21 protein-coding genes, 1 riboswitch and 1 other annotated feature are annotated in these 22,675 nt (G+C 29.1%); of the genes, 3 read left to right on the top strand and 18 right to left on the bottom strand.

Annotated features, from left to right (window positions below):
- Nucleotides 1-3: 3 nt before the first annotated feature.
- The 7 genes from spoVAD to BM027_RS10160 form a co-directional block, all read right to left on the bottom strand.
- Complete coding sequence (gene spoVAD / locus BM027_RS10190; RefSeq protein WP_090091473.1) at nt 4-1,005, bottom strand: stage V sporulation protein AD; 1,002 nt, start codon at nt 1,003-1,005, stop codon at nt 4-6.
- Nucleotides 1,006-1,485 carry a stage V sporulation protein AC gene (gene spoVAC, locus BM027_RS10185; RefSeq protein WP_090091471.1) on the bottom strand — a complete coding sequence of 160 codons (480 nt, stop codon included), beginning with the start codon at nt 1,483-1,485 and terminating at the stop codon, nt 1,006-1,008.
- Between the two features lie 12 nt (nt 1,486-1,497).
- Nucleotides 1,498-2,358, bottom strand: coding sequence for a DUF421 domain-containing protein (locus BM027_RS10180; protein ID WP_090091469.1), 861 nt, complete (start codon nt 2,356-2,358; stop codon nt 1,498-1,500).
- A 12-nt stretch (nt 2,359-2,370) separates the two neighbouring features.
- Nucleotides 2,371-2,577 (bottom strand): DUF1657 domain-containing protein, encoded by a 207-nt coding sequence (locus tag BM027_RS10175; RefSeq protein ID WP_090091467.1) that lies wholly within the window; start codon nt 2,575-2,577, stop codon nt 2,371-2,373.
- A 596-nt stretch (nt 2,578-3,173) separates the two neighbouring features.
- Nucleotides 3,174-4,835, bottom strand: a complete 1,662-nt coding sequence (locus BM027_RS10170; RefSeq protein ID WP_090091465.1) for a glutamine--tRNA ligase/YqeY domain fusion protein — start codon at nt 4,833-4,835, stop codon at nt 3,174-3,176.
- Between the two features lie 279 nt (nt 4,836-5,114).
- Complete coding sequence (gene gltX / locus BM027_RS10165; protein ID WP_090091463.1) at nt 5,115-6,776, bottom strand: glutamate--tRNA ligase; 1,662 nt, start codon at nt 6,774-6,776, stop codon at nt 5,115-5,117.
- A 104-nt stretch (nt 6,777-6,880) separates the two neighbouring features.
- Nucleotides 6,881-7,101 (bottom strand) — a binding site (T-box leader).
- A 126-nt stretch (nt 7,102-7,227) separates the two neighbouring features.
- Entirely contained in the window at nt 7,228-8,484 is a 1,257-nt protein-coding gene (locus tag BM027_RS10160; RefSeq protein WP_090091461.1) for an MFS transporter, read from the bottom strand.
- Between the two features lie 168 nt (nt 8,485-8,652).
- Between BM027_RS10160 and BM027_RS10155 the strand changes: the two genes are divergently transcribed.
- A complete protein-coding gene (locus tag BM027_RS10155; protein ID WP_090091459.1) occupies nt 8,653-9,471 on the top strand; it encodes a MerR family transcriptional regulator in 819 nt (272 codons plus the stop codon).
- 54 nt (nt 9,472-9,525) lie between these two features.
- On the opposite strand, the gene BM027_RS10150 is transcribed toward BM027_RS10155, so the two are convergent.
- The 5 genes from BM027_RS10150 to BM027_RS18535 all read right to left on the bottom strand — a co-directional run bounded on the left by BM027_RS10150 (nt 9,526) and on the right by BM027_RS18535 (nt 13,865).
- Entirely contained in the window at nt 9,526-10,491 is a 966-nt protein-coding gene (locus BM027_RS10150; protein ID WP_139209542.1) for a hypothetical protein, read from the bottom strand.
- A 154-nt stretch (nt 10,492-10,645) separates the two neighbouring features.
- The gene (locus tag BM027_RS10145; RefSeq protein ID WP_090091455.1) at nt 10,646-12,880 is read right to left on the bottom strand and encodes a HelD family protein; all 2,235 of its coding nucleotides are present in this window, start codon (nt 12,878-12,880) and stop codon (nt 10,646-10,648) included.
- A gap of 6 nt (nt 12,881-12,886) precedes the next feature.
- A complete protein-coding gene (locus tag BM027_RS10140; RefSeq protein WP_090091453.1) occupies nt 12,887-13,489 on the bottom strand; it encodes a TetR/AcrR family transcriptional regulator in 603 nt (200 codons plus the stop codon).
- 109 nt (nt 13,490-13,598) lie between these two features.
- Complete coding sequence (locus tag BM027_RS18895) at nt 13,599-13,679, bottom strand: SEC-C metal-binding domain-containing protein (RefSeq protein ID WP_090091451.1); 81 nt, start codon at nt 13,677-13,679, stop codon at nt 13,599-13,601.
- An 18-nt stretch (nt 13,680-13,697) separates the two neighbouring features.
- Nucleotides 13,698-13,865 carry a DUF5680 domain-containing protein gene (locus BM027_RS18535; protein ID WP_242943308.1) on the bottom strand — a complete coding sequence of 56 codons (168 nt, stop codon included), beginning with the start codon at nt 13,863-13,865 and terminating at the stop codon, nt 13,698-13,700.
- 215 nt (nt 13,866-14,080) lie between these two features.
- Between BM027_RS18535 and bioB the strand changes: the two genes are divergently transcribed.
- The gene (gene bioB / locus BM027_RS10125; protein WP_090091449.1) at nt 14,081-15,037 is read left to right on the top strand and encodes a biotin synthase BioB; all 957 of its coding nucleotides are present in this window, start codon (nt 14,081-14,083) and stop codon (nt 15,035-15,037) included.
- Between the two features lie 14 nt (nt 15,038-15,051).
- Entirely contained in the window at nt 15,052-15,600 is a 549-nt protein-coding gene (locus BM027_RS10120) for a biotin transporter BioY (RefSeq protein ID WP_090091447.1), read from the top strand.
- A 266-nt stretch (nt 15,601-15,866) separates the two neighbouring features.
- Here the strand turns inward: BM027_RS10120 and thiE are convergent, their stop codons facing one another.
- The 6 genes from thiE to BM027_RS10090 all read right to left on the bottom strand — a co-directional run bounded on the left by thiE (nt 15,867) and on the right by BM027_RS10090 (nt 22,056).
- Entirely contained in the window at nt 15,867-16,499 is a 633-nt protein-coding gene (gene thiE, locus BM027_RS10115; RefSeq protein ID WP_090091446.1) for a thiamine phosphate synthase, read from the bottom strand.
- Nucleotides 16,500-16,563: 64 nt separating this feature from the next.
- Nucleotides 16,564-17,373: a bifunctional hydroxymethylpyrimidine kinase/phosphomethylpyrimidine kinase gene (gene thiD, locus BM027_RS10110; protein ID WP_090091444.1), complete on the bottom strand. Its 810-nt coding sequence runs from the start codon at nt 17,371-17,373 to the stop codon at nt 16,564-16,566.
- A gap of 52 nt (nt 17,374-17,425) precedes the next feature.
- Complete coding sequence (gene thiW, locus BM027_RS10105) at nt 17,426-17,965, bottom strand: energy coupling factor transporter S component ThiW (protein WP_090091443.1); 540 nt, start codon at nt 17,963-17,965, stop codon at nt 17,426-17,428.
- Between the two features lie 205 nt (nt 17,966-18,170).
- Nucleotides 18,171-18,281: riboswitch (TPP riboswitch) on the bottom strand.
- A gap of 386 nt (nt 18,282-18,667) precedes the next feature.
- Entirely contained in the window at nt 18,668-18,874 is a 207-nt protein-coding gene (locus BM027_RS10100) for a hypothetical protein (RefSeq protein WP_175559965.1), read from the bottom strand.
- Nucleotides 18,875-19,241: 367 nt separating this feature from the next.
- Nucleotides 19,242-20,825, bottom strand: a complete 1,584-nt coding sequence (locus BM027_RS10095) for an FMN-binding protein (protein WP_090091441.1) — start codon at nt 20,823-20,825, stop codon at nt 19,242-19,244.
- Nucleotides 20,826-20,988: 163 nt separating this feature from the next.
- Nucleotides 20,989-22,056: an FAD:protein FMN transferase gene (locus BM027_RS10090; RefSeq protein ID WP_090091439.1), complete on the bottom strand. Its 1,068-nt coding sequence runs from the start codon at nt 22,054-22,056 to the stop codon at nt 20,989-20,991.
- Nucleotides 22,057-22,675: the final 619 nt, after the last annotated feature.

Below are 22,675 nucleotides of genomic sequence, written 5' to 3'. Positions count from 1 at the left end.
CTTTCACATTTCGATAGAAACAGCATGGGCAATACAAGGTATGCTTTCCTTTTGTTGATAGGATATTGGGGACATTAAAGCACCTGTTGCAACAACTAGTATTCTCTTTAATTCCCCTCTTCGCATACGGTTAAGAAAGTGCCCATAAGTTACAGTAGCAGAACAGCCACAACCGCTACCACCAGAAAAAACTGGTTGATCCTTTTTATATATTAAAAGTCCACAGTCTGTAAATATATCGCGTGGCATTTCTATACCATGGGTTTTTAATAAACTATTAGCAAGTTCATGTCCTACCTTTCCTAAATCACCAGTAGCAATAAGATCATAATATGAGGCATCAATATTCAAATCTCTAAAATGAGCTTCAATGGTATCAACAGCAGCTGGTGCCATAGCAGCTCCAAGGTTAGAAGGATCTGAAATTCCCATATCTATTACTCTTCCTATAGTAGCAGAAGTTATTTTAGGTCCATCTCCTTGTTCTCCCAGTACTGCGGCTCCAGCTCCTGTTACTGTCCATTGAGCAGTTGGAGGCTTTTGCACACCATATTCTGTAGGATATCTAAATTGTTTTTCTGCAGCTGCATTATGACTACTTGCAGCTGCCAGAACATATTTAGCACATTTACTTTCTATTAATTGAGCAGCCAGTGATAAACTCTCCATGGAACTAGAGCAAGCACCAAAGAGTCCTAAAAAAGGTATACCCAAAGTTCGTGCAGTAAAACTACTAGAAATAATTTGATTCATCAAGTCTCCGCTTAAAAAAAAGTTGATATCTTCTTTTTTTATACTTGATTTTTTTATTGCTCTTTCACACGCATGTTCGAGAAGAACCTTTTCCGCCTTTTCATAGCTATCCTGTCCAAGCCATAAATCTTCATGAAGTATATCAAAGTCATCTGCTAAAGCACCATTAGCTTCAAAAGGGCCACCAACTGCTGCTGAAGCTAATATTGTAGGTTTAGAATTAAAAATCCATGATTGATGTCCTTGAAGCATTTACATCGCCCCCAGCCATTTAATTGTCATTTTTATTGTAGCAACTACAAAAGCAGAAAAGACTCCATAAACAATAATTGCCCCGGCAAGTCTGAACATATTTCCAGCTATCCCAAGTACAAGTCCTTCACTCTTGTGCTCAATTGCAGCAGAAGCTATAGAGTTAGCAAAACCTGTAATTGGAACAGCAGATCCAGCTCCAGCCCATTGACCAAGATGATCGTAAATTCCAAGTCCAGTAAGTAAAGTTGAAACAAAGATTAAAACTAGTGTAGTAGGCGTAACTGCTGTTTTTTCATTAAAATTAAAATAGGTAATAAAGAACATCTGTAAGCATTGACCAATGGTACATATGATACCTCCTACAAGGAAGGCTCTAATACAATTTTTTAAAATAGGTCTTTTAGGCTCTATATTATTTACCAATTCATCATATTGCAGCTGAGTTGTGGTTAATTTTTTCTTTTTCATATTGGACATTTATTTCACCTTCTAACGTAATAAATAGGGTTCTAATTTTTCTATGATTTTTTTTAACTTTTCAGCATTTTTTAAATACATAGCTTTTGCTCCTTTATTCTCTGTTTCTAAAGAAAAGGACATAAGTTCTGCCTGACTTTTTTGAATACTGGCATATAGCATTTCTTTAACCTGTGTTTTTGGGACTTGTATCATATCATCAAATAGATCTAGATATAAATCTCCAGAAGAATCTACTTGACCAATAAAAACATTTTCAAGTGCGACTCCTTTGTTTTCTAACTCAGTTGTAAGCCAGCCTTGATTTAATCCAATATTGGTAAGGCCTTCATTTAATATATTTCCATCTAAAATAACTGTCTGTGATTCAGTCTTAGATGCAACTTTTTTTCCTAAATCATATGAGGTAACAGGTTTTTTATCAGCTTTTAAACTAACATTTATATCTCCAGTTGTTTCCATTACAGCAAATTCAACATCAGCTAAATTAAATGCCTTTTTAGAACGTAACTCTTGTAGAAATTCTTGACCCGTAATTCTTTCTTTAGATAAGTTATCTTCCATGACCTTACCATTTTTAATTAATACTCTTTCCTTACCATTTATTATGTTATATATCCATTTACTTTTCATGGAGGCGTAATCTAAAATAATAGGTATCAGTACCCAAACAGCCAGTGCAATTAATCCAAAATAAATATTGGCAATGACACCTAATGAAATCAAAGTAATTATAATAGCAATAACTACATAAGAAATAAAATCAAAAGGGGTAACGTTAGATACGCTTTTTTTCTTCATAAACCTTGTTAAAACCAATGTTAAAAAAAATAAAATTATTGAATTAAACAATAATATTAACCAAGTATCCATATTTCACCTCACTTAGTTGCCTTTATATTGAGGCTCTTCAAACTCAATAGTGCCAACTCTTTTTTCTAAATCTGTTTTAATTTTACTTATTTCTTTAAATGCCTCAGCATAAATATCCCTAGCTTCTTTATCACGTTCTTGTAATGAGTATACTCTTAAAGTAGCCTCAGCCCCCTTTAGCGTAGATAAAGTTTGTTTTACATTTGAGCTAACAGTCATATAAAAGTCCCCCTTTGTTTTATTAAATTATTTCTTAGCATACTTTAACCAATAATCTTAATTTTAATTCATTTTATTTCTATATAATTAGATATGTTATTACATATAGAAATAACCGAGATATGAATATATGGTATTTTAAAAAATAAGGTTAAGAAATTAATAAAACTTCTTAACCTTATCATTCTCTCTAATTATTTAATTTTCTTATATAACTAAACTATTAAACTAATTTTAAATATTGTTTTATATTCTGTATTTTTCAATAATGTTTATTTCCCCTCCATGTAATTCTATAATCCTATTTACATTTTTCCTTCATTGAATATATAGGTATTTTTATATATAAATCTTCTTTTTGAAACAAAAGAAAAAGGAGAACCTCTCACTTTGGACGTGGTTCTCCTCCATTATTAAATTATTATCATTTATACTAATCTCTATTGAATCAATTTCCCTTAGCCTATTTATATTATCATAACGCCAATTATTATCATGTACTTAAATTTAGTAAAGTTTGCCGTTACTTATAAATTAGATACTATTTTTATATAATAATTCTATATATGGTGATTTTTTATTTATTCTCTTCTTTGTTATTTTAGTTTAAATGAACTTTTAAGTGATACTATTCTATTAAATACTAACTTTTTATCAGTAGTATATTTTGAATCTACTGTAAAGAATCCATTTCTAATAAATTGTAACTTATCTTGCACTTTAGCATTTTCTACAGCTGTTGACTCAATAAATCCTTGTAATACTTCCATTGAGTTTGGATTTATTTGTTCTAAGAAATTTTTTCCTTCATTTTCTTCTATATCATCTAATATTAAAGGCTCAAACAATCTGAATTCTGCTGGTTTTGCTGTTTTAACATCTACCCAGTGAATAGTTCCTTTTACCTTTCTTCCTGTAAATCCTGAACCTGATTTTGTTTCTGGATCATAAGTACAATGTATTTCTGTAACTTCACCATTTTCATTTTTTATAACGTCTGTACATTTAACAAAATATGCACCTTTTAATCTTACTTCATTTCCAGGAAACAATCTAAAATATTTCTTTACTGGAACTTCCATAAAATCTTCTTGTTCTATATATAACTCTCTTGAGAATGACACAAGTCTCTTTCCTTGACTTTCATCCTTAGCATTATTTTCTATTTCTAACATTTCTGTTTGACCTTCTGGATAGTTTGTAATAACTAATTTTAAAGGTCTCATAGCAGCCATTGCTGATGGTGCTTTTAATTGTAAATCTTCTCTTATAAAGTATTCTAACATTTGAGAATCTACTAATGAATTAGATTTAGCTACACCTATTGCACTGCAGAAATTTCTTATAGCTTCTGGTGTATATCCTCTTCTTCTTAATCCTGATATAGTAGGCATTCTTGGGTCATCCCATCCATCAACTATTCCTTCATCAACTAATTGCTTTAATTTTCTTTTACTCATAACTGTGTTAGTCATGTTTAATCTTGCAAATTCAATTTGTCTAGGAACAGACTCCATTTCACATTCCTTTACAACCCAATCATATAAAGGTCTATGATCTTCAAACTCTAAAGTACATATTGAATGAGTTATTCCTTCAATAGCATCTTCTATTGGATGTGCAAAATCATACATTGGATATATACACCACTTATCTTTTGTATTATGGTGTTCTGCATGAGCAATTCTATAAATTATAGGGTCTCTAAAATTTATATTTGGAGAAGCCATATCTATTTTAGCTCTTAATACTTTTTCCCCATCTTTAAATTCACCTTTTCTCATTCTTTCAAATAAATCAAGATTTTCCTGAGCAGTTCTATTTCTATAAGGACTTTCTTTTCCTGGTTCAGTTAAGCTTCCTCTATATTCTTTCATTTCTTCTGGAGTTAAATCACAAACATAAGCTAATCCCTTCTTTATTAAAAGGATAGCTTTTTCATACATTGTATCAAAATAGTTTGATGCAAAAAATATTTCATCCCAGTTACCACCAAGCCATTTTACATCTTCTTTTATTGATTCAACATACTCAGTATCTTCTTTAGTAGGGTTTGTATCATCAAATCTCAAATTAAATTTTCCGTTAAACTCTTCTGCTAATCCTGAATTTAAAACTATTGATTTAGCATGCCCTACGTGTAAATAACCATTTGGCTCTGGTGGGAAACGAGTTATTATTTTTTTATGTTTTCCAGTCTCTAAATCTTCAATAATTATATTTCTTATGAAGTTAGATGAATTAATTTCATTAAACATATTTTATCTCTCCTATTAATTATTTTCACATCTTAAAGTGATTACATAATATACTTATATGTATTTACATCTATTGTTAATTTTAATCTACTATACTAAAAAAATAAAGGCACCGAATAATAGATTTTAATATTTAACTTGTTTTTTAAGATTCTATAATAAGGGGCTGTCACAGTAAATTACTCTGTCCATGAGCTTTATATTAATGATCTTTACATTAATGAATAAACTTTATTGGAACTCATATACATTGATTTCGAGACAACTCCTTTTATATATCTATATTTCTAAAAATTTTTCAAATCTTTCTTTTACGTTATCATGTCCTAATATATTCATAATAGTATAAAGATCTGGTGTATTACTTCTGTGTGATATAGCTGCTCTTACTGCCCCTGCAACATCTGAAATCATACCTTTATATTGGTCTGGATTTGCTTTATATTCTTTTCTATTTGCACAATATCCTAAGTCTAAACCAATTGTTTTTAAATCCTCAAACCATTCCTCTTGGCTAGCAACATTAGTATTGTATTTGTTCATGTATACTTTTATTACTTCTTTTGCTGATTCTAATGTTACTGTCTTTGGTAATTCAACTTGCTCTGCAATTTCTTTATAGAATAATTCATCAAAGAAATAGAATATTTTTTCTTTTACTTCATCCCACTTAGCAAAGTCTTTTCTTGGTTTTGGGCCCTCTTTATCTATATTAAACATTTCTTTAGACATTTTTTCATTAGCTGTAACTAATTTATACATTTCTGTATCAAATTCTTTTGCCCAAGCCACATAGTTATCATAAACTACATCTGCTTTCATTTTACAAATAACATTTTTACTTACATCATGTAATTTTACTATATCAAATAAAGCTCCTGATTTGCTCATTTTATCTAAAGATACTGGGAACTCATGATAATCGGCTGTAGGATTTTCTGCTCTCCATTCTTCATAAATTGAATTTATAATATTTAATAAATATTCAATAACTGAAACAGTTGGATATCCAACCTCTGTATAATAAGAAACAGCAGCTTCAGCATCTTTTCTCTTTGATAATTTCCTCTTTGAACCATTATCATTTTTCATTATTGTTGGAATATGAGCATATTCTGGTCTTTCTAAACCTAGCACTTCAAATAATTGAACATGTATAGGTAATGATGATAACCACTCCTCTCCTCTTATAACATGAGTAGTTCTCATTAAAGAATCATCTACAACATGTGCGAAATGGTATGTTGGTAATCCATCCCCTTTTATTATAACAATATCTTGATTATTTTCTGGGAATGATATATCTCCTTTTATTAGATCATAGAATTCAACTCTATTTTCTGAATTTCCAGGTGATTTTAATCTTAATATATACTTTTCTCCTGCTTCTATTTTAGCTATAGCTTCTTCTGGACTTAAATTTCTATACTTAGCATATTCACCATAATATCCCGGTGTTATTTTTTGAGCTATTTGCTTTTCTCTTAAATCTGCTAATTCTTCTGGAGTACAAAAACATGGATAAACTAATCCTTTAGCAACTAAATCCTTCGCAAAAGTTTTATATATTTCTGCTCTTTGACTTTGTCTATATGGACCATATTCCCCTTTAAAAGTTTCTTCTCCTGTCATACCTTCATTAAAGTCCATTCCAAAGTTATGCATTGTTTTAATTGTATCTTCAATTGCACCTTCAACTTCTCTTTTTTGGTCTGTGTCCTCTATTCTTAAATAGAAAACACCTCCACTTTGAACTGCTAGTCTTTCATTTACTAAAGCTGCAAAGACTCCACCGATATGTTGAAACCCTGTTGGTGATGGCGCATATCTAGTAACAACTGCACCTTCTTTTAAATTTCTCTTTTGGTATTTTTCAATATAATATTCTGGTGTCTTATCAATATCAGGAAATATTATATTAGCTAATTTTTCTAAACTCATTCTTTTTCCTCCTAAATATACTACTACATTTTAAAACAGTGTTGATACTATAGTATAAACATTCACTTAAAACATAGAAAAATATAAAAAACTTTCGTCCTAAAAATTAGGACGAAAGTTAATTCCGCGTTACCACCTAAATTGATTAAATAAACTTAATCCACTCATTATCTCTATATGGGGAGAATACCCTAAAACTACTACACAATAAAGCTTTCATTTTAAGCTCAAGAGCTTCTTTCTATAAAATTAAATATCAGGCTTACACCATCCCTAACTCGCTTTAAATTAATATATATATACTCTTCTCTTTCAACACACTTATCAATATTAATCTTTATAAAACAAAACATAGTACTATTATATATATACAAATTATTATTGTAAATACTCTATTAGATAAATATCACAGTTATCTACTTTATGTTTTATTATTTCATTTGGATTATCACTAAGTGCAAGAGTTGTACTCAGATTGTTTTCTATTTTGGATTTCTTTTAAACCTTTTATATAAATACTAGATTTTAGTAATACAATCCAGCTAATTACACCAATTATTGTGAAGCCTAGGACACATATTCCAAGTCCTCTTATATAGTTAGACCAAGGTAACGCGCCTATCACCATACCAATACTTCCTAATATTGTTTGTGTGAAATTAATTAGAGAAGATGCTGATCCGCTATCTCCTTCCTGTTGATTTAATAAGATATCCGTACTAAATACTTTCATGATGCTTTCTACAAAAGCAAATGGACTAAATGAAAGTAGAAATAATGCAGGTGAAAGACGTCCTAAAATAATAAGCGCCATTCCGCTAAAAACAGCTAGTACAAAACACAACCATGTAATTTTTTTTGGATCAACTTTTCCATTTATCTTTATATAGATAAGTGGTCCTAAAACAGAACATGCCGCATTTATACCATAGATATAGCTGTAGGTGGTTGTAGATAATCCAAAAAAATCAATATAAACATATGAAGATACGGCAACATAAGCCATATAAGGAGCTGCAAACAAGGATGCAATAATCAATAAATATGTAAAACCCTTATTCTTTCCTACAACTACAAGCCTTCCCATTGTATTTATTAACTTTCCATCTAATCTTTTGGAAGCAGGCAATGTTTCAGCTAGTAGAAATGAAGCTATTAAGCATATAATGCCTATAACTGCATAAGCTACAAAAATTGCTCTCCACTTAAAACACTGCAATATAAATGCTCCTGCAATAGGTGCAATCATAGGAGCAATTATAGAAATAGACGTAACGACTGCAAGTATGGTACCCATAGCTTTCCCCTTAAAAGAATCTTTAATCAGAACAATTGAAATTGCTAACATACCACCAGCACCAATTGCTTCAATAATTCTAAAAAATATCAATTGCCAAATATTTGTAGAGATAGCACAAAGACCACTAAAAACTACATATAAAAACAAACTTATAATTAAAATAGGCTTACGACCATGCTTGTCACTAAGAGGCCCAAAAATTAAAAGTCCTAAAGCCATAAAAATATAAAAGCCTACCAGTGTTAAATTCATTACTGACTCAGAGGCTGCAAAATAAGCATTCATATATGGAAGTGCAGGCAGATACATATCAACTGAAAACATAGGAGCCATACTCAGCACAGCAATAAGCGCAATAATTCCTCCTTTTTTTAAATATTTTTGTTTAACTAACATATCTTGTTTCATATAAAATCAACCTCTTCTTTTTACACTATTATTATATTAAAAAAGTTACCATTAAAACCATCTTATTCGTGAAATTTCATTAGCGCCATGATAATACCTTGCTTTTTAACGGCAACAGTCATATTATAAAGTGTGGGGTTACCCAATAGTCAATAGGAGGATAAAAAAATGTCAAAAATTTTTTTCAAAGCGGGAGAGTTTGCTGCTTTATGCGGTGTAAAAAAAGACACCCTATTCTACTACGATGAACTAGGCATTTTGAAGCCGGAAATTGTTGCAGAAAATGGGTATCGGTATTATTCAACAAAGCAGCTTACAACCTTTGATATTATCCAATCACTCAAAGAGATCGGTACACCTCTGAAGGAAATTAAAAGCTATATGGAAAAACAGAATACAAAGAATTTTTTATCTATTCTAAAAGCAAAACAAATTCAATTAAAAAAAGAACAAAAACGGCTTAATCAAATAAAAAAGCTCCTCAAAAATACCATAGCCACTACAGAACATGCACTGTCAGTTAATTGCAATGAAGTTCAAATTGAATATTGTACTGAGGAGTATTATATTGTTATCGACGCACCAGAAGTTAGTTATACAGACGAAAAAGCTTTCCATATGAAAATACAAGAACATATTTCATACTGCCGCAAAAATTATTATTATAATGAATTTCCAATTGGTGAAATCGTACTTTTGAAAAACCTTAAGCAAGGCCTATTTGAGAGAAAGTACTTTTGCAGCAAAATAGATCATAAGGCAAATAGTGAATATCTATTTATAAAACCTGCTGGAACTTATGTTGTGTTATTTCACAAGGGCGCATATGAAACACTGCCGGATGCTTACCACAAACTTAAAAAGTATACTGAACAAAACGGCTACAAAATCATTGGAAATGCCTACGAGGAAGATCAACTCTATTATCTTTCAGTGAGTGACCCAAATCAATATTTATTAAAAATTTCCATTCAAGTTGATAAATAACGTACAAGCTACACAAAGTTGCAATACTTGATGTAGCTTTTTCTTCATTACTTGCTATCTATATAAGCGAGTAACTTTTACTCTATAATATTCTTTATTCAACAATTCTCGTTCAATAAGAAATTCAGATGCTTGCAAGCAATTTTCAATAAATGGAATTGCCGGTGCATAAATGAAACTCCCTCCAGGAACAAGTCCATTTAATACTTTCATATAAATCATTGCAAATTCGCTATATTTTCCATCTTTTCGCAGATTATTATTAATAAAGTGACTGGAAAGTGCAATATTAGATACAATAGTACCCCATTTTGATATGCCAAAATCGTATTCAAACCAATTTTCTTTGCTCAGATATACTTTCTTGTCAGCACAAATTCTATCGACCCCATATGCTTCAATCCCAGCTGATCTCATAAAATTAACTAGTTCAGCATTTTCACCACATCCAATATCTAATAATGGGGCCTTGATTTCCGATAACTTCAATCCAAGTATAAATAGTTGAAATTCCGCTGAATATTCTGCACATACTGCACTTGAGGCGTATGTATTGTTTGGTGGATTAATTATTGCCGTAAAAGGATTTGTAATTGATAATAATTTTGCTAAACGAGTATAATGTCTTTCTTGCACGATTTTCAAATCCAATTCATTTACTATAATATCTTGAAACAGTAAATTGTATACCTGCTTAAGCAAAGCTTTCGATTCATTATTGAAATCAATATATTGATTTGTGCAATAAAATTCTTTTAGTACCGTATCAACGGTATTATCAATAATTTTTTCCATAAGGTCAGTTTGCCAGCATAGCTTTAATTCATCATTATATCTAGCAACCACTTCCTCTGTAAAAGAACAAAATGACATATTCCCGCTAACCGCATGACTATACAGGTTTTTACCACTATTATGATGTACCTGATAAATTATGGAGTTCATTATATCTTCTTCAAATCTCATATTAACTATCATACCTTTCGCTATGCTCAATGCACAAAAAAATAATTTAAACATCCCCTCAATACTTGAGTGTAAAAATACTTAATGAATCAAGTGCAGAGCTATGAACTGAAATAACTGTGATTTCTTTTCAGAGTGACTTATGTTTTTCCCAGGAATTCCTTTATTACCAATAAACTTTAGTATTTCTTAATCTAAATCACCTCTTCTAAATATCATTAACCTCCAAATATTTAGATTTACTTCCAGTATAAAAGAACACTAATTTATGAAGTGCTCTAGTAGAAGCAATATATAATAATCTTTTATCAACTTCTGTATTATAGTTTCTGTTATTTGTTTCATAAACTATAACGCAGTCAAATTCTAATCCTTTAGCCATATAGACAGGCATTATCATTACTCCATTTATGCTCACATTACTTCCATTAATAATTTTCATATCTATTTTCTTTTTAAGTCTCTTATATATTTTTTCACATTCATTCATGCTCTTACACAAAACTGCTATTGATGTATAATTTAAATTCTTATAATTTAATATATGTTTTACTATGTTTTCATCTAAATCATGAGTAGTAACTGCTTTTATTACTTCAGGTTCTTCCTCATGTCTTTCAAAACTTTCTATTTTAATATTTTCATCAAGAAATTTATTACTGAATTTACTTATTTCATAGGAACATCTAAAACTTTTATTCATATATACAGTCATGCTTCTTTTTTTATTTAATATATTTTTTGCATCTTCATAAATTGATAAGGTTGCTTCCTTCTCTATTGATTGATTTATATCTCCTAAAATAGTAAATTTAGAATTCTTAAATAATTCCTTTAAAATTTCAAAATGTATAGGATAATAATCTTGAGCTTCATCAACAACAACTTGTTTAATTTCTTTAAATACATTACATCCACTCATTTTCACTTTAAGGTACATAATTGATAATGTATCTTCATATGATATAACTTTGTAATCACAGTTAAAGCTATCTATTATCTCTTCTATATTTCCTGGTAAGTTAAGTCCCTTTGCTAAATGATAAAATAAATTTTTATCTTTAAACAAATTCTTATAAACCTTCATATAATCAACTTTAGTAAAGCTATTAATTTGCTCTTTTAATCTATAAGTTTCCTTTATTGTAATTAATCTCGCTAAAGCCTTAATTTCAAATTGATGGTGTGGATATCTACTAATAAATTTTTCTAGTTTTTCTCTTCTTTTCTTTCTAATAGATTGAATTTTTTCAAATATTCTATTTTCAATTATTGTTAGTTTCTTCTCAATAGGCATATTTATAGTACCTTTTAGCAAAGACTCCTTAATTGAATGTTTGTCTTCAATGTATATTCCATCATAATAAATATCTAAAATTTCTATCATTCTATGCTCAAAATACCATATTAGTCTTTGCAATATTATTACAAACTCTTTTGAAGCTTTAAATTCCATACTTGATTTAATAATATTTCTTTTTTTAGTATTCTTAGTATCTATTATATCTTCTAATAATTGATTTCTAGATTTAATGTTAATACTATTATTAAAAATTTCCTTAAATATATATTCAAATGTTATTGTTTTAATAGTTTCTTCTCCAAGTTCTGGCAGAACATCACTTATATAATTTCCAAATAAATCATTTGGGGAAATTATAATGATATTATTAGAGTATAATTTAGTTACTAAACCTTGATACATTAAAAAAGCAACTCTATGCAGTGCAATAGATGTCTTTCCACTTCCAGCTACTCCTTGCACAATAAGCAAATCATTTTCAATATCACGAATAATAATATCCTGTTCTCTTTGTATTGTTTCAACTATTGTTTTCATTTTTGAAGAAGTATTTTTAGATAAAGCATTTTTAAGTGCATCATCAATAATGTTTAAATTTGAATCAATAAAATAATCTAACTTTCCATTCTTAATTTCATATTGCCTTTTAAGTGAGGTTTCTCCTTTTATCTCTCCTTTAGGCGCTTTATAACTTACTGCTCCTAATTCATATCTATAAAATATGCTTGCTATGGGAGATCTCCAATCATAAACATAAAGCTCATAATTATATTCATCTAAAAGGTTATTGAACCCTATATAGATTTTTTCTGCATTACTTTCATCTTCCTCTTTAAAATCTATTCTTGCAAAGTAAGGTTTCTTACGCATACTCTTATACTTATATATCTTTTTTTCTATTTCTTCATAGCCTGCTCTTTGAACATGAATAACTGATAAATCTTGCTTTATATCAGCTAATCTATCAATATCATCAATATAGTGTACACTGTTTTCCCACATATATTTATTCACATTCATTAGTTCTTTTTGAGCTAAACTCACTTTATTTAATTCAATTTCTAAATTCTTATTTAGAAGTGAAATAGTATTATTAATATATAATTCTTCTTCTTTAAATTCATTTTCATAACTACTCATAAAAAACTAATCCTCCTCATTTAATAGAAGTTTTGTAAGTTTTATACATTGATTGACCACATATTTTTTAAATAAGTATTCTTCTTGAATCAACCCCCTTTTTGCAATATATATTGATACTTCCCCATGTATGTAGCAATGTACATTATGAATTACAGCTCTAATTTTCTCTCTACATGGTGAAGAATCATACATGCTAATCCATATGCCTTCAATGATTTCCACAAAGGCATCAACAGTTTGAGTAGTTGCAATCCTATCCTCTTCTGGACGATTACCTTCTAATATTTCAAACCATGCTAAACGAAACCATCCCTTATGCTTAAGAGAAAAATCCACAAAATGATTATAAAAATAATTAAGCTTTAATTCATAGTCATTCGTTACAAGTATCTTTTCTTTAAGTTCCTCTAAAAATATTTCTAATATTTTTATGTGAGCACACCATAATAATTCATCAAATGAACTAAAATAGTTATATAAATTAGTATGCGCACATCCTATCTCACGTGCAACGCCTCTTAAATTTACACTTCTTATATTCTCATTATCTTTTATTAGCTTAAGAGTTGTTTCTACTACTTGATCCTTTGTTATTCCTTTTTTCATCAATTCACCTCATTATATTACCAATGGTAATATAAATTATACTATTTATATTTTAAAATACAAGAAATATTTTTTATTAATGAACTTAAAACATCTCAAGGCAATACTATTACATTAATTTTTTATATTTCAATCCACTTTTGCACCAACATAAATCATTTCTATTTAGTATGATAATACTACTCTCCATTACATATATTCATTTTTACTATTTAATTAACCCACCATGGAAAAGGCATTCACAAACTTTAATGTCAGCAAAATAAATTTCTTCATGCCCTTGAAACCACTTGAATTCTCCACTGATAATACAATGATGTTTATACTGTCCATTTTGATAGATAACAGGACCACGATAAGAATTTTCTTTAGACACTAAGCTCAATGCTTATTTTAAGATACTTTAGACACCTGTGAAATTAAGATTTCTAATTTGCCATGTAACTTTTAAGTGTAATAAATTGTTTTATAATATGATCTTTGAATAATTTTATTGTAAACCGAATTATAGGTTTAGGTTGACAATTAAAGTTATAAATTATATACTAAATTAACGTTTATTTTTACAATTTTACATGGTGGTGAACTAATATGGAAAAATTAATTAAAGAAATTATAACTGGAAAGCGTTTGACAAGAAATGATAATTTAGAATTTTTATTAACTATAGGATTAAAAGAAATTTGTGCAGGAGCCAATAAAATTCGTGAGAAATTATGTGGACAAAAAGTAGACCTTTGTACAATTATTAATGGACGCAGCGGAAAATGTAGTGAAAACTGTAAATTCTGTGCTCAGTCTGCTCACCATAATACTGGAATTAAAGAATATGCTTTTTTAGATCCACATGTAATTTTAGAAGATTGTAAAAAAAATGAAGCAAATGGCGTACATCGCTACTCTATTGTTACAGCTGGAAGATCATTAACTGGCACTGATTTTGATAAAGCAATAGACGCCTATAAAAAGATGCATGAAGAATGTGAAGTTAAGTTGTGTGCATCACATGGTTTTTTGACAGAAGAAGAATTTATACGTTTAAAGGAAGCTGGCGTTACAATGTATCATGAAAATATTGAAACTTCTAAAAAAAACTTTCATAATATCTGCACTACACATTCATATGAAGATAAAATTGAAGAAATTAAACTTGCTCAGAAGGTAGGACTTAATGTTTGTTCTGGTGGAATTATAGGAATGGGTGAAACATGGGAAGATAGAATTGATATGGCTATTAGTTTATCAGAACTTGGAGTTGTATCAATACCAATCAATGTATTAATGCCAATAAAAGGCACTCCATTTGGCAATTTAGAAAGAATATGTCATGAGGACATTTTAAGAACAATAGCAATTTTTCGTTACTTAAATCCAACTGCTTATATTCGTATGGCAGCTGGTAGAAATTATTTTGCAGATGGAGGCACAAAAATCTTCCAAGCTGGTGCCAATGCAACAATTACTGGTGATATGTTAACCACTGTAGGAAATAACACTGAGCAAGATAAAATTATGTTTACAAAGCTTGGTTTTGATATTCAAAAATAGAAGGAGAATCAATTATGGCAAAAGCAAAAAAAATTAATACTCGTCAATTAACATTGATTGGCGTTATAACAGCTGTTACTTGTATCTTAGGACCACTATCACTACCTATTGGAATAGTACCAATTTCATTAACTAATCTTGCAATTTATTTTGCAATATATGCACTCGGAGGAAAAAGAGGAACACTTAGTTATATAGTTTATCTTTTCATAGGTCTTGTAGGACTACCAGTATTTTCAGGGTTTTCTGGAGGATTCCCTAAATTATTTGGACCAACAGGTGGATATTTAATTGGATTTATTTTTATGGCATTTATCAGTGGTATTTTCATAGATAAATTCTCAGACAAAATTTATATGTGTTTCTTAGGAATGGTAGTAGGCACAATCGTAACATATATATTTGGAACAACATGGTTAGCATATGAAGCACATATAGCATTCAATAAAGCATTAGCAGTTGGTGTACTTCCATTTATTCCAGGAGATATAGTAAAAATAATAATTGCATCACTTATTGGACCTCAAATTAAAAAGAGGCTAATAAGTTCTGGATTATACTAACAAATAGGAAGATGGCTCAAATTGTACTATGATTTAAGCCATTTTACTATTCTTTATGTTCATTTTTTATTAGCAATCACACCTAAGGCATACAAATGCTGCAAACGACTATTTATTTCTAAAAGCAAGTACTAGTTATTAATCTTTAAATATCTACTCTCAAAACTGTAAGTGCAGGTTTCTCACATGCAACTTCCCTCTTTTCTGTCCAATTTTAGTAAAATTCGCACTTACTTATAGTATAATTCATCATAAATTATTCTAAACTATTTAACGCTAGAAAATAATTCTTTTAATTCTTTTGTAGCATTAGTAATATCTTTTGGAGAAATAATCGCTGAAACTACTGCTAATCCATCAATTCCTGTATTCTCAAAGTCCTTAACCGTTTTTTTATTAATTCCTCCTATTACAACTATAGGTAAATCTACATTTTCCCTTATCCTTTTTAATTCATCCATTGATATTAAATTTGCATCTTTTTTAGTTCCTGTTGTATACATAGCTCCAACCCCTAAATAATCTGCCCCGTCTTTAACAGCTTTAAGTGCCTCTTCTAAACAACCTGTTGAAACTCCAATAATTTTATCTTCCCCTAATATATTTCTTACAATATTTGCTGGAATATCACTTTGTCCTACATGAACTCCAGCCGCATCAACAGCTAATACAATATCCAAACGATCATTTATTATTAGTGGAACATTATATTTATCAGTAACTTCTTTTACTTTTATTGCAGTATTATAAAAATCAAGTGATGAACAATCTTTTTCTCTTAGTTGAACTAATGTACAACCACCTTTAATTGCCTTTTCAACACTTTCTTCTAATGTCTTTGTACTCATTAACTCTCTATCTGTTACAAGATAGATACTATAATCTATTTTATTCTTCATTAAATTTTGCCCTCCTTGTAATTACTTATATCATCCATTATTCCTATTGACTTGTTATTTTCTTTTATGTACCTAACATACCTGATTTTTGGTACAGTTCATAAAAATGGTTAGTTGGTCCAACCCCTTTTCCAAGTTCAAGTCCATGTTTAATAGCAATTGTTATATATCTCTTTCCTTCTTTTACTGCATCTTCTATATTCATCCCCTTAGCTAAATTAGCAGCTATTGCAGATGATAATGTGCATCCTGTTCCATGAGTATTTTTAGTATTAATTCTTTCTTGCTTAAAATAAATAAACTTTTCTCCATATAATAATAAATCTGTAGCTTCTCCTTCTAAATGTCCACCTTTAACAAGTACATATTTAGGTCCGAGTTCTCTAATTTTCAAAGCAGCTTCTTTCATATTTTCTAAAGTTTTTATCTCATATCCCAAAATTTCTTCTGCTTCTGGTAAATTAGGAGTAACTAAAGTTACTAAAGGAAATAATTCTTCAATTAGTGTATCCTTAGCATCCCTTGATAATAAATTAAATCCACTTTTAGAAATCATAACAGGATCTAAAACTACAACAGGTAACTTTTTAACTTTTTTTAATGATTTTGTTATAGCCTTAATAGATTCAATCTTAGATACCATTCCTATCTTAATCGCATCTACTCTAATATCTTTAAAAATAACATCTATTTGAGATTCAATCATTTCTGGATTTATATCCTGAATATCAAAAACTCCCATAGTGTTTTGAGCAGTTACAGCTGTAATAACACTCATTCCATAAACTCCATTAGCAGAGAATGATTTTAAATCTGCTTGGATTCCAGCTCCCCCTGAACTATCAGACCCTGCAATAGTTAATGCATTTTTCATGATTCTTCATCCTTTCTTTGTAAGTGTGATTTATATACTTTATAATTAGCAATTACATTCCTTCAATATTCTTAGAACTTTTCTTCATAATTAAATATTGATTATTTATTAAAGTTTTCTTTATAGCTGGTACCTTTAAGAAAAAGTAAGCTATAATACTTCCAGCACTACAACTTAATGTAAATGGTATTATATAAGTAAATAAAGCAGCCTCTTTCCCTAAAAATAATATTGCTACTGGATAAGCTATAATAGCTCCTAATATTCCTGTTCCTATTATTTCTCCAATTACAGCAGCTATTGTTTTTTTGAATTTGTTGTAAAGAATTCCTGCTACTAATCCCCCTATCATACTTCCTGGAAATGCTAATAAACTTCCCGTTCCTAAAACATTTCTAAGAAGCGCTGCAATAAATCCATTTGCGCATGCATAAAGTGGCCCTAAAGCGATTGCCCCTACTACATTTACAAAATGTTGTACTGGTGATATTTTTGCTACTCCAATTGGAATTGAAAATGTTCCAAATATAACTGAAATACCAATTAAAATCCCACTTAATGCAATTTTTTGTGCTTTACTTTTTTTATCCATTACAATTCCCCCTAAAATAAATATGTTTATAAATATATGTTTTAATGAATAAAACAACAAAAGAATAAAAACATATAACATGCTATTGGAAAAATGTGAGTTTCAGAAAGAATTTATTATTTTCTAATTTTTTACTTAATATTCTATAGTTAATTCTATAACACGCAAAAAAAATGTAGCCCTAGGGCTACATCAATAGACTACACAATATTAATATATACTTCCCTACGTTGGTATTAACCAAATCAGGTTATAAGAGTCTAAGAAATCAATTTTTCCAATCTCAGCTAAAATATTAGCTCCCCTAGTTATTTAATTATTAAAACCTTTTACAATATAAACACTATACTATTAATTATCAAACGTCAATGATATTTTTTGAATATTCCTAAAATTAACATACCAACCTTATCCTATAAAACACTGCAATAAATGCATGCCCCTTATTTCTAGTTCTGGTATATATTCAAAGTATAAGTATGCTTTAAAATTTAAGTATATAAGTTCCAATAAAATTTATTCATTAATATAAATTTTAGAACACTTATAAATACTATAATTTAACTACTATAGTGAGGAACTTATATAGAAAATTTATGATATATATGATTCTAAGTAGGTATTGTTAATTAAAGATGTAATTTATTATAAAAATTAAATAAAATTTTATAAATGTATTAACTTAATTAGAACATATATATATTACTTGTTCTTTACCAATGCATAATATTTACCATATAGTTTAACAGGCTTTATTACTTCATATCCATTAATAAATTCACCTATAACTTGATCTTTTGCAACTTCAATTAAAATTGTCTCTTTCTTTGTTTTAATTTTCTTTTCTGGTATCATTGTAGTCTTTGTCCCTATATTATTTATAATTCTATTTCTATTTTTATTTGGCATTTCACATCATACTCCTATTAATATTATAAATTCTTATATTATTATATTAACAATTTTTGTAAATATGTTAGTTATTATATAATCACCTTAATTTAACTCATTGTTTTAAGTTGTTCCATTATTGATTGCTCCAAAGCCTGTCTTTGGAGCAATCAATAACGGGTGCAACTTAAAACAATAGAAACTGTTAGGCAATTTTTCTAGTCCTAGTGAGTAATTATATATAATATATTAAAGTTTATAACATCATTAAAAAATACACTTATTTCAACTAGAATAATGGGTTAATTTAGGAATATAATAGAAATATCCACCTTCCAATGAAGACATCATATTCATTGAAAAGTGGATATTTTAACAAGTTTTACTATTTAGCTTGACTCAATGCACTTTTTACTGCCTCAATAATACCTTTGCTACTATATGTAGCTCCAGAAACTGTGTCTACTGAAGTTGATTGTTTTGAAATTATATTATTTGTTACAGTTCCAGAAGCTCTTCTGTAATACTCTGGAGTATCTCCATTTGATAACGTTTCTACATTACTTATCTTTCCGTTAGCTACAGTAACAGAAATCTTGGTTGTTCCTCCTTTAAAGCCTCTTCCACTTCCTGTATATGTTCCATCCTTATAGTTACCTTGACTATTATTGGTTGAATTAGAACTTGTGCTTCCTTGATTTGCTTTTGAATTCGAAGTTATAGTCTCACCTTTAGTAGCACTACTATTATTAGAATTATCATTATTAAAATCTGAAGCAGATGCCTGATTTAATGCATCTTTCACTGCACTTATAATTCCTTTAGAACTATAAGTAGCTCCAGAAACTGTATCTACTGAAGTTGATTGTTTAGAAATCATTTTTTTTATTAGAACATTTGAAGCTCTTTCATAATACTCTGTAGTATCTTCGTTTGATAAAGCTTCTATGCTTGCTATCTTTCCATTAGTTACAGTAACAGAAATCTTAGTTGTTCCTCCAAAACCTTCCCCACTTCCTGTATATGTTCCATCTTTATACTTTTGTGAAGCGTTATCTGAAGCTGAACTGTTTGAAGTTGAATCACTTAAAATTGTGCTGTTATTTAAACCTATTCCAGATTTATTTAAAACGTCTCCTCCAAAACTTGTTAGTCCATAAACACCTAGCATTGTAGCCATTGCTAAAGAACCAGCTAGATTCTGATTTAAATCTTTTCCAATCATATTTGCATTAGCATTATTTCTAGGACATACTTCTGTACATTTTAAGCAATTTATGCAATCGCCACCTCGATCGTCATTTACTTTATAAAGTTTTAATCCCATTGAACAATTGATTGTACAAGCTCTACATTTACCACAATCAGCTTTAGGCTTATTAATTTTTGTTATTCCAAATCTAGAAATTATAGAAAATACAGCACCCAAAGGACATAAATATCTACAGAAAAATCTTTCAATAAAGAATGCTCCTATGGTAATTAAAATTAAAAATACAAGTCCAATAAGTAAACTAGAAAAAACAGTAGATAAATCAGTTATTTGGCCAAAAACATCCCAAGGGCTTGTACTTTCTAAAATATTGCTTCCTATAGTCCAAGAAACAATTATTATAAATATCAATACTATATACTTTACATATTTTAATATAGAATCAACTTTTTCATTTATTCTAAATTTTCTCTTAGACACCTTTTTTGATATAAAATATATTAAATCATTATAAGCTCCAAAAGCACATATCCATCCGCAAAACCATCTTCCAATTATTATGGTTAAAAACATAACAGCTACAAACTCTATCAAACTTGGAAATGCTTGAAGAAAGTTAAAATTTCCTCCCATAATCATTTGATACACTGTTTTTAATTCACTAAAAGTCATTGCATACAATCCCGGCAACAGTAAAAATGAGATTAATTGTATACAATGCCTTAGAACCTGAGATTTCTTTATCTTATTACTCATATTTATTACTCCTTCTATCAAAGCTATAATTTTTTATTTATATGTACCCACACTCGAAACTTTATGTGTGTATATTATTTTCAGATATATTTTAATGTTAGAAACCCACATAAAAATCCTCAGCAACCGAAATAAACAATTATCCCTTATTTCGATTAATTCACTACATAACTAAAATTTTCATTGTGGTATCTATTAAAAAAAATTCCTCATCTGTTAATGTAAAAATATTTTTATAAATGCCAGAAGTTATATATACTTTTTTATCTTCAGTGATAAATATTGCATCAATGCCCTCTATAGCCTCTATAATTTTTAGTGCTTTATCTATACCCAGAATATAAACACCTGTTGATAACCCATCACCATCTATTGAATTATCTGATATAATCGTTGCACTTATAATTTTACTTTGTGATGGATATCCTGTTTTAGGATCAATTATATGATGAAATCTTTTTCCATCTTTAATAAAATATCTTTCATAATTACCTGATGTAACTACTGATTTATTTTTTACACTTAATATTCCAACATGTTCTCCTCTAGACTTAAAAGGATTTTGAATTCCAACTTTCCAAGACGTGCCATCTTCTTTATTCCCAAGTGCAAAAATATTTCCACCTAAATCAATTAAAGCACTTTTAATATTGTGTTTATAAAAAATGTCTCTAACTTCATCAGCTGCAAATCCCTTCGCTATTCCACCTACATCCAAAGCTTGTTTCATATTCTTTAGCATTATTGAGAAATTGCTTTTATCTAGAATCACATCATTATAATTGACAAGTTTTAGTGTTTCCTCTATTTGATGTTTTTCAGGAATTTTCTCATCTTCTGTACCTATATTCCAAAGCTTTAATAGTGGTCTTATTGTTGGATCAAAAGTTCCTTCTAATATTTTGCTATACTCAACAGCCTTTTCTATTACAAAATAAGTATCCCTACTTACAACTTCTGAAGTAGCTCCAGCTTTAAAATTTATTTTTGATATCTCACTGTCTTCTTTAAATGCTGACATTTTATCATCAATATCATTTAATTTTTTAATTGCTTCTTCAATTGCCTTTTGACCGTTACTGCCACATACATTCAAATTTATTATAGTCCCAAGAGCATAGCTACTCTTTATTATTGAAGGTCTTTCATATTTTCCAGTAACAAATATAAAAATTAAAATCACTCCTACTATAATTGTGATTATTAATAATTCAACGCTTATTGTACTCATAATAAAATTACACCACCTACATACTTAGGCACATGAAAGAAAATAATAGACCAAAGATGCGTCGTATATTTAGTGTCAGACAAGGAGGCAAATTCAGTTAATAGCTGGCTATTGGCTAAATTTGCTGAAGCAGTATAACGCAAAATAGACAAGCATACTGGTCTATTATTTTTTTGAATGTGCCTTAGTTAATTTGTTAACTGAATTATAACAAATAAAGCTTAATAGTTTCTGAACGTAAACTGAGAGTTTGCTGAGAAAAATTAAAATTCAAACATCTATTTATGTTAAATTAGAGCACATAAAAAACAGACCATCTCACTTGAGATAGTCTCGTTGTAGAAATATGAAGAAAATAACAGTTCAAAAAAATGTACCATATTATGCAAAATAGACTAGCATTCTGACCAATGTCATTTAGTTAACGAAATGACATTGATATTGTTCAAAAAAAGCAAGGTATAAAAATATACCTTGCTTTTTTCAATTAACACTTGACAAATATATAGAAAAATGCGGCGCAGCCCTTAAATATATAAAAATTTAAGGAGGCATCACTAATGATTAATTACTCAAAAATTGTAAAATACAAGCTAACATATATTATTAAAGAAATGGG

Source organism: Clostridium uliginosum (assembly GCF_900112485.1).
GTDB lineage: Bacteria > Bacillota > Clostridia > Clostridiales > Clostridiaceae > Clostridium > Clostridium uliginosum.
This window is presented reverse-complemented; position numbering and strand designations above follow the sequence as displayed.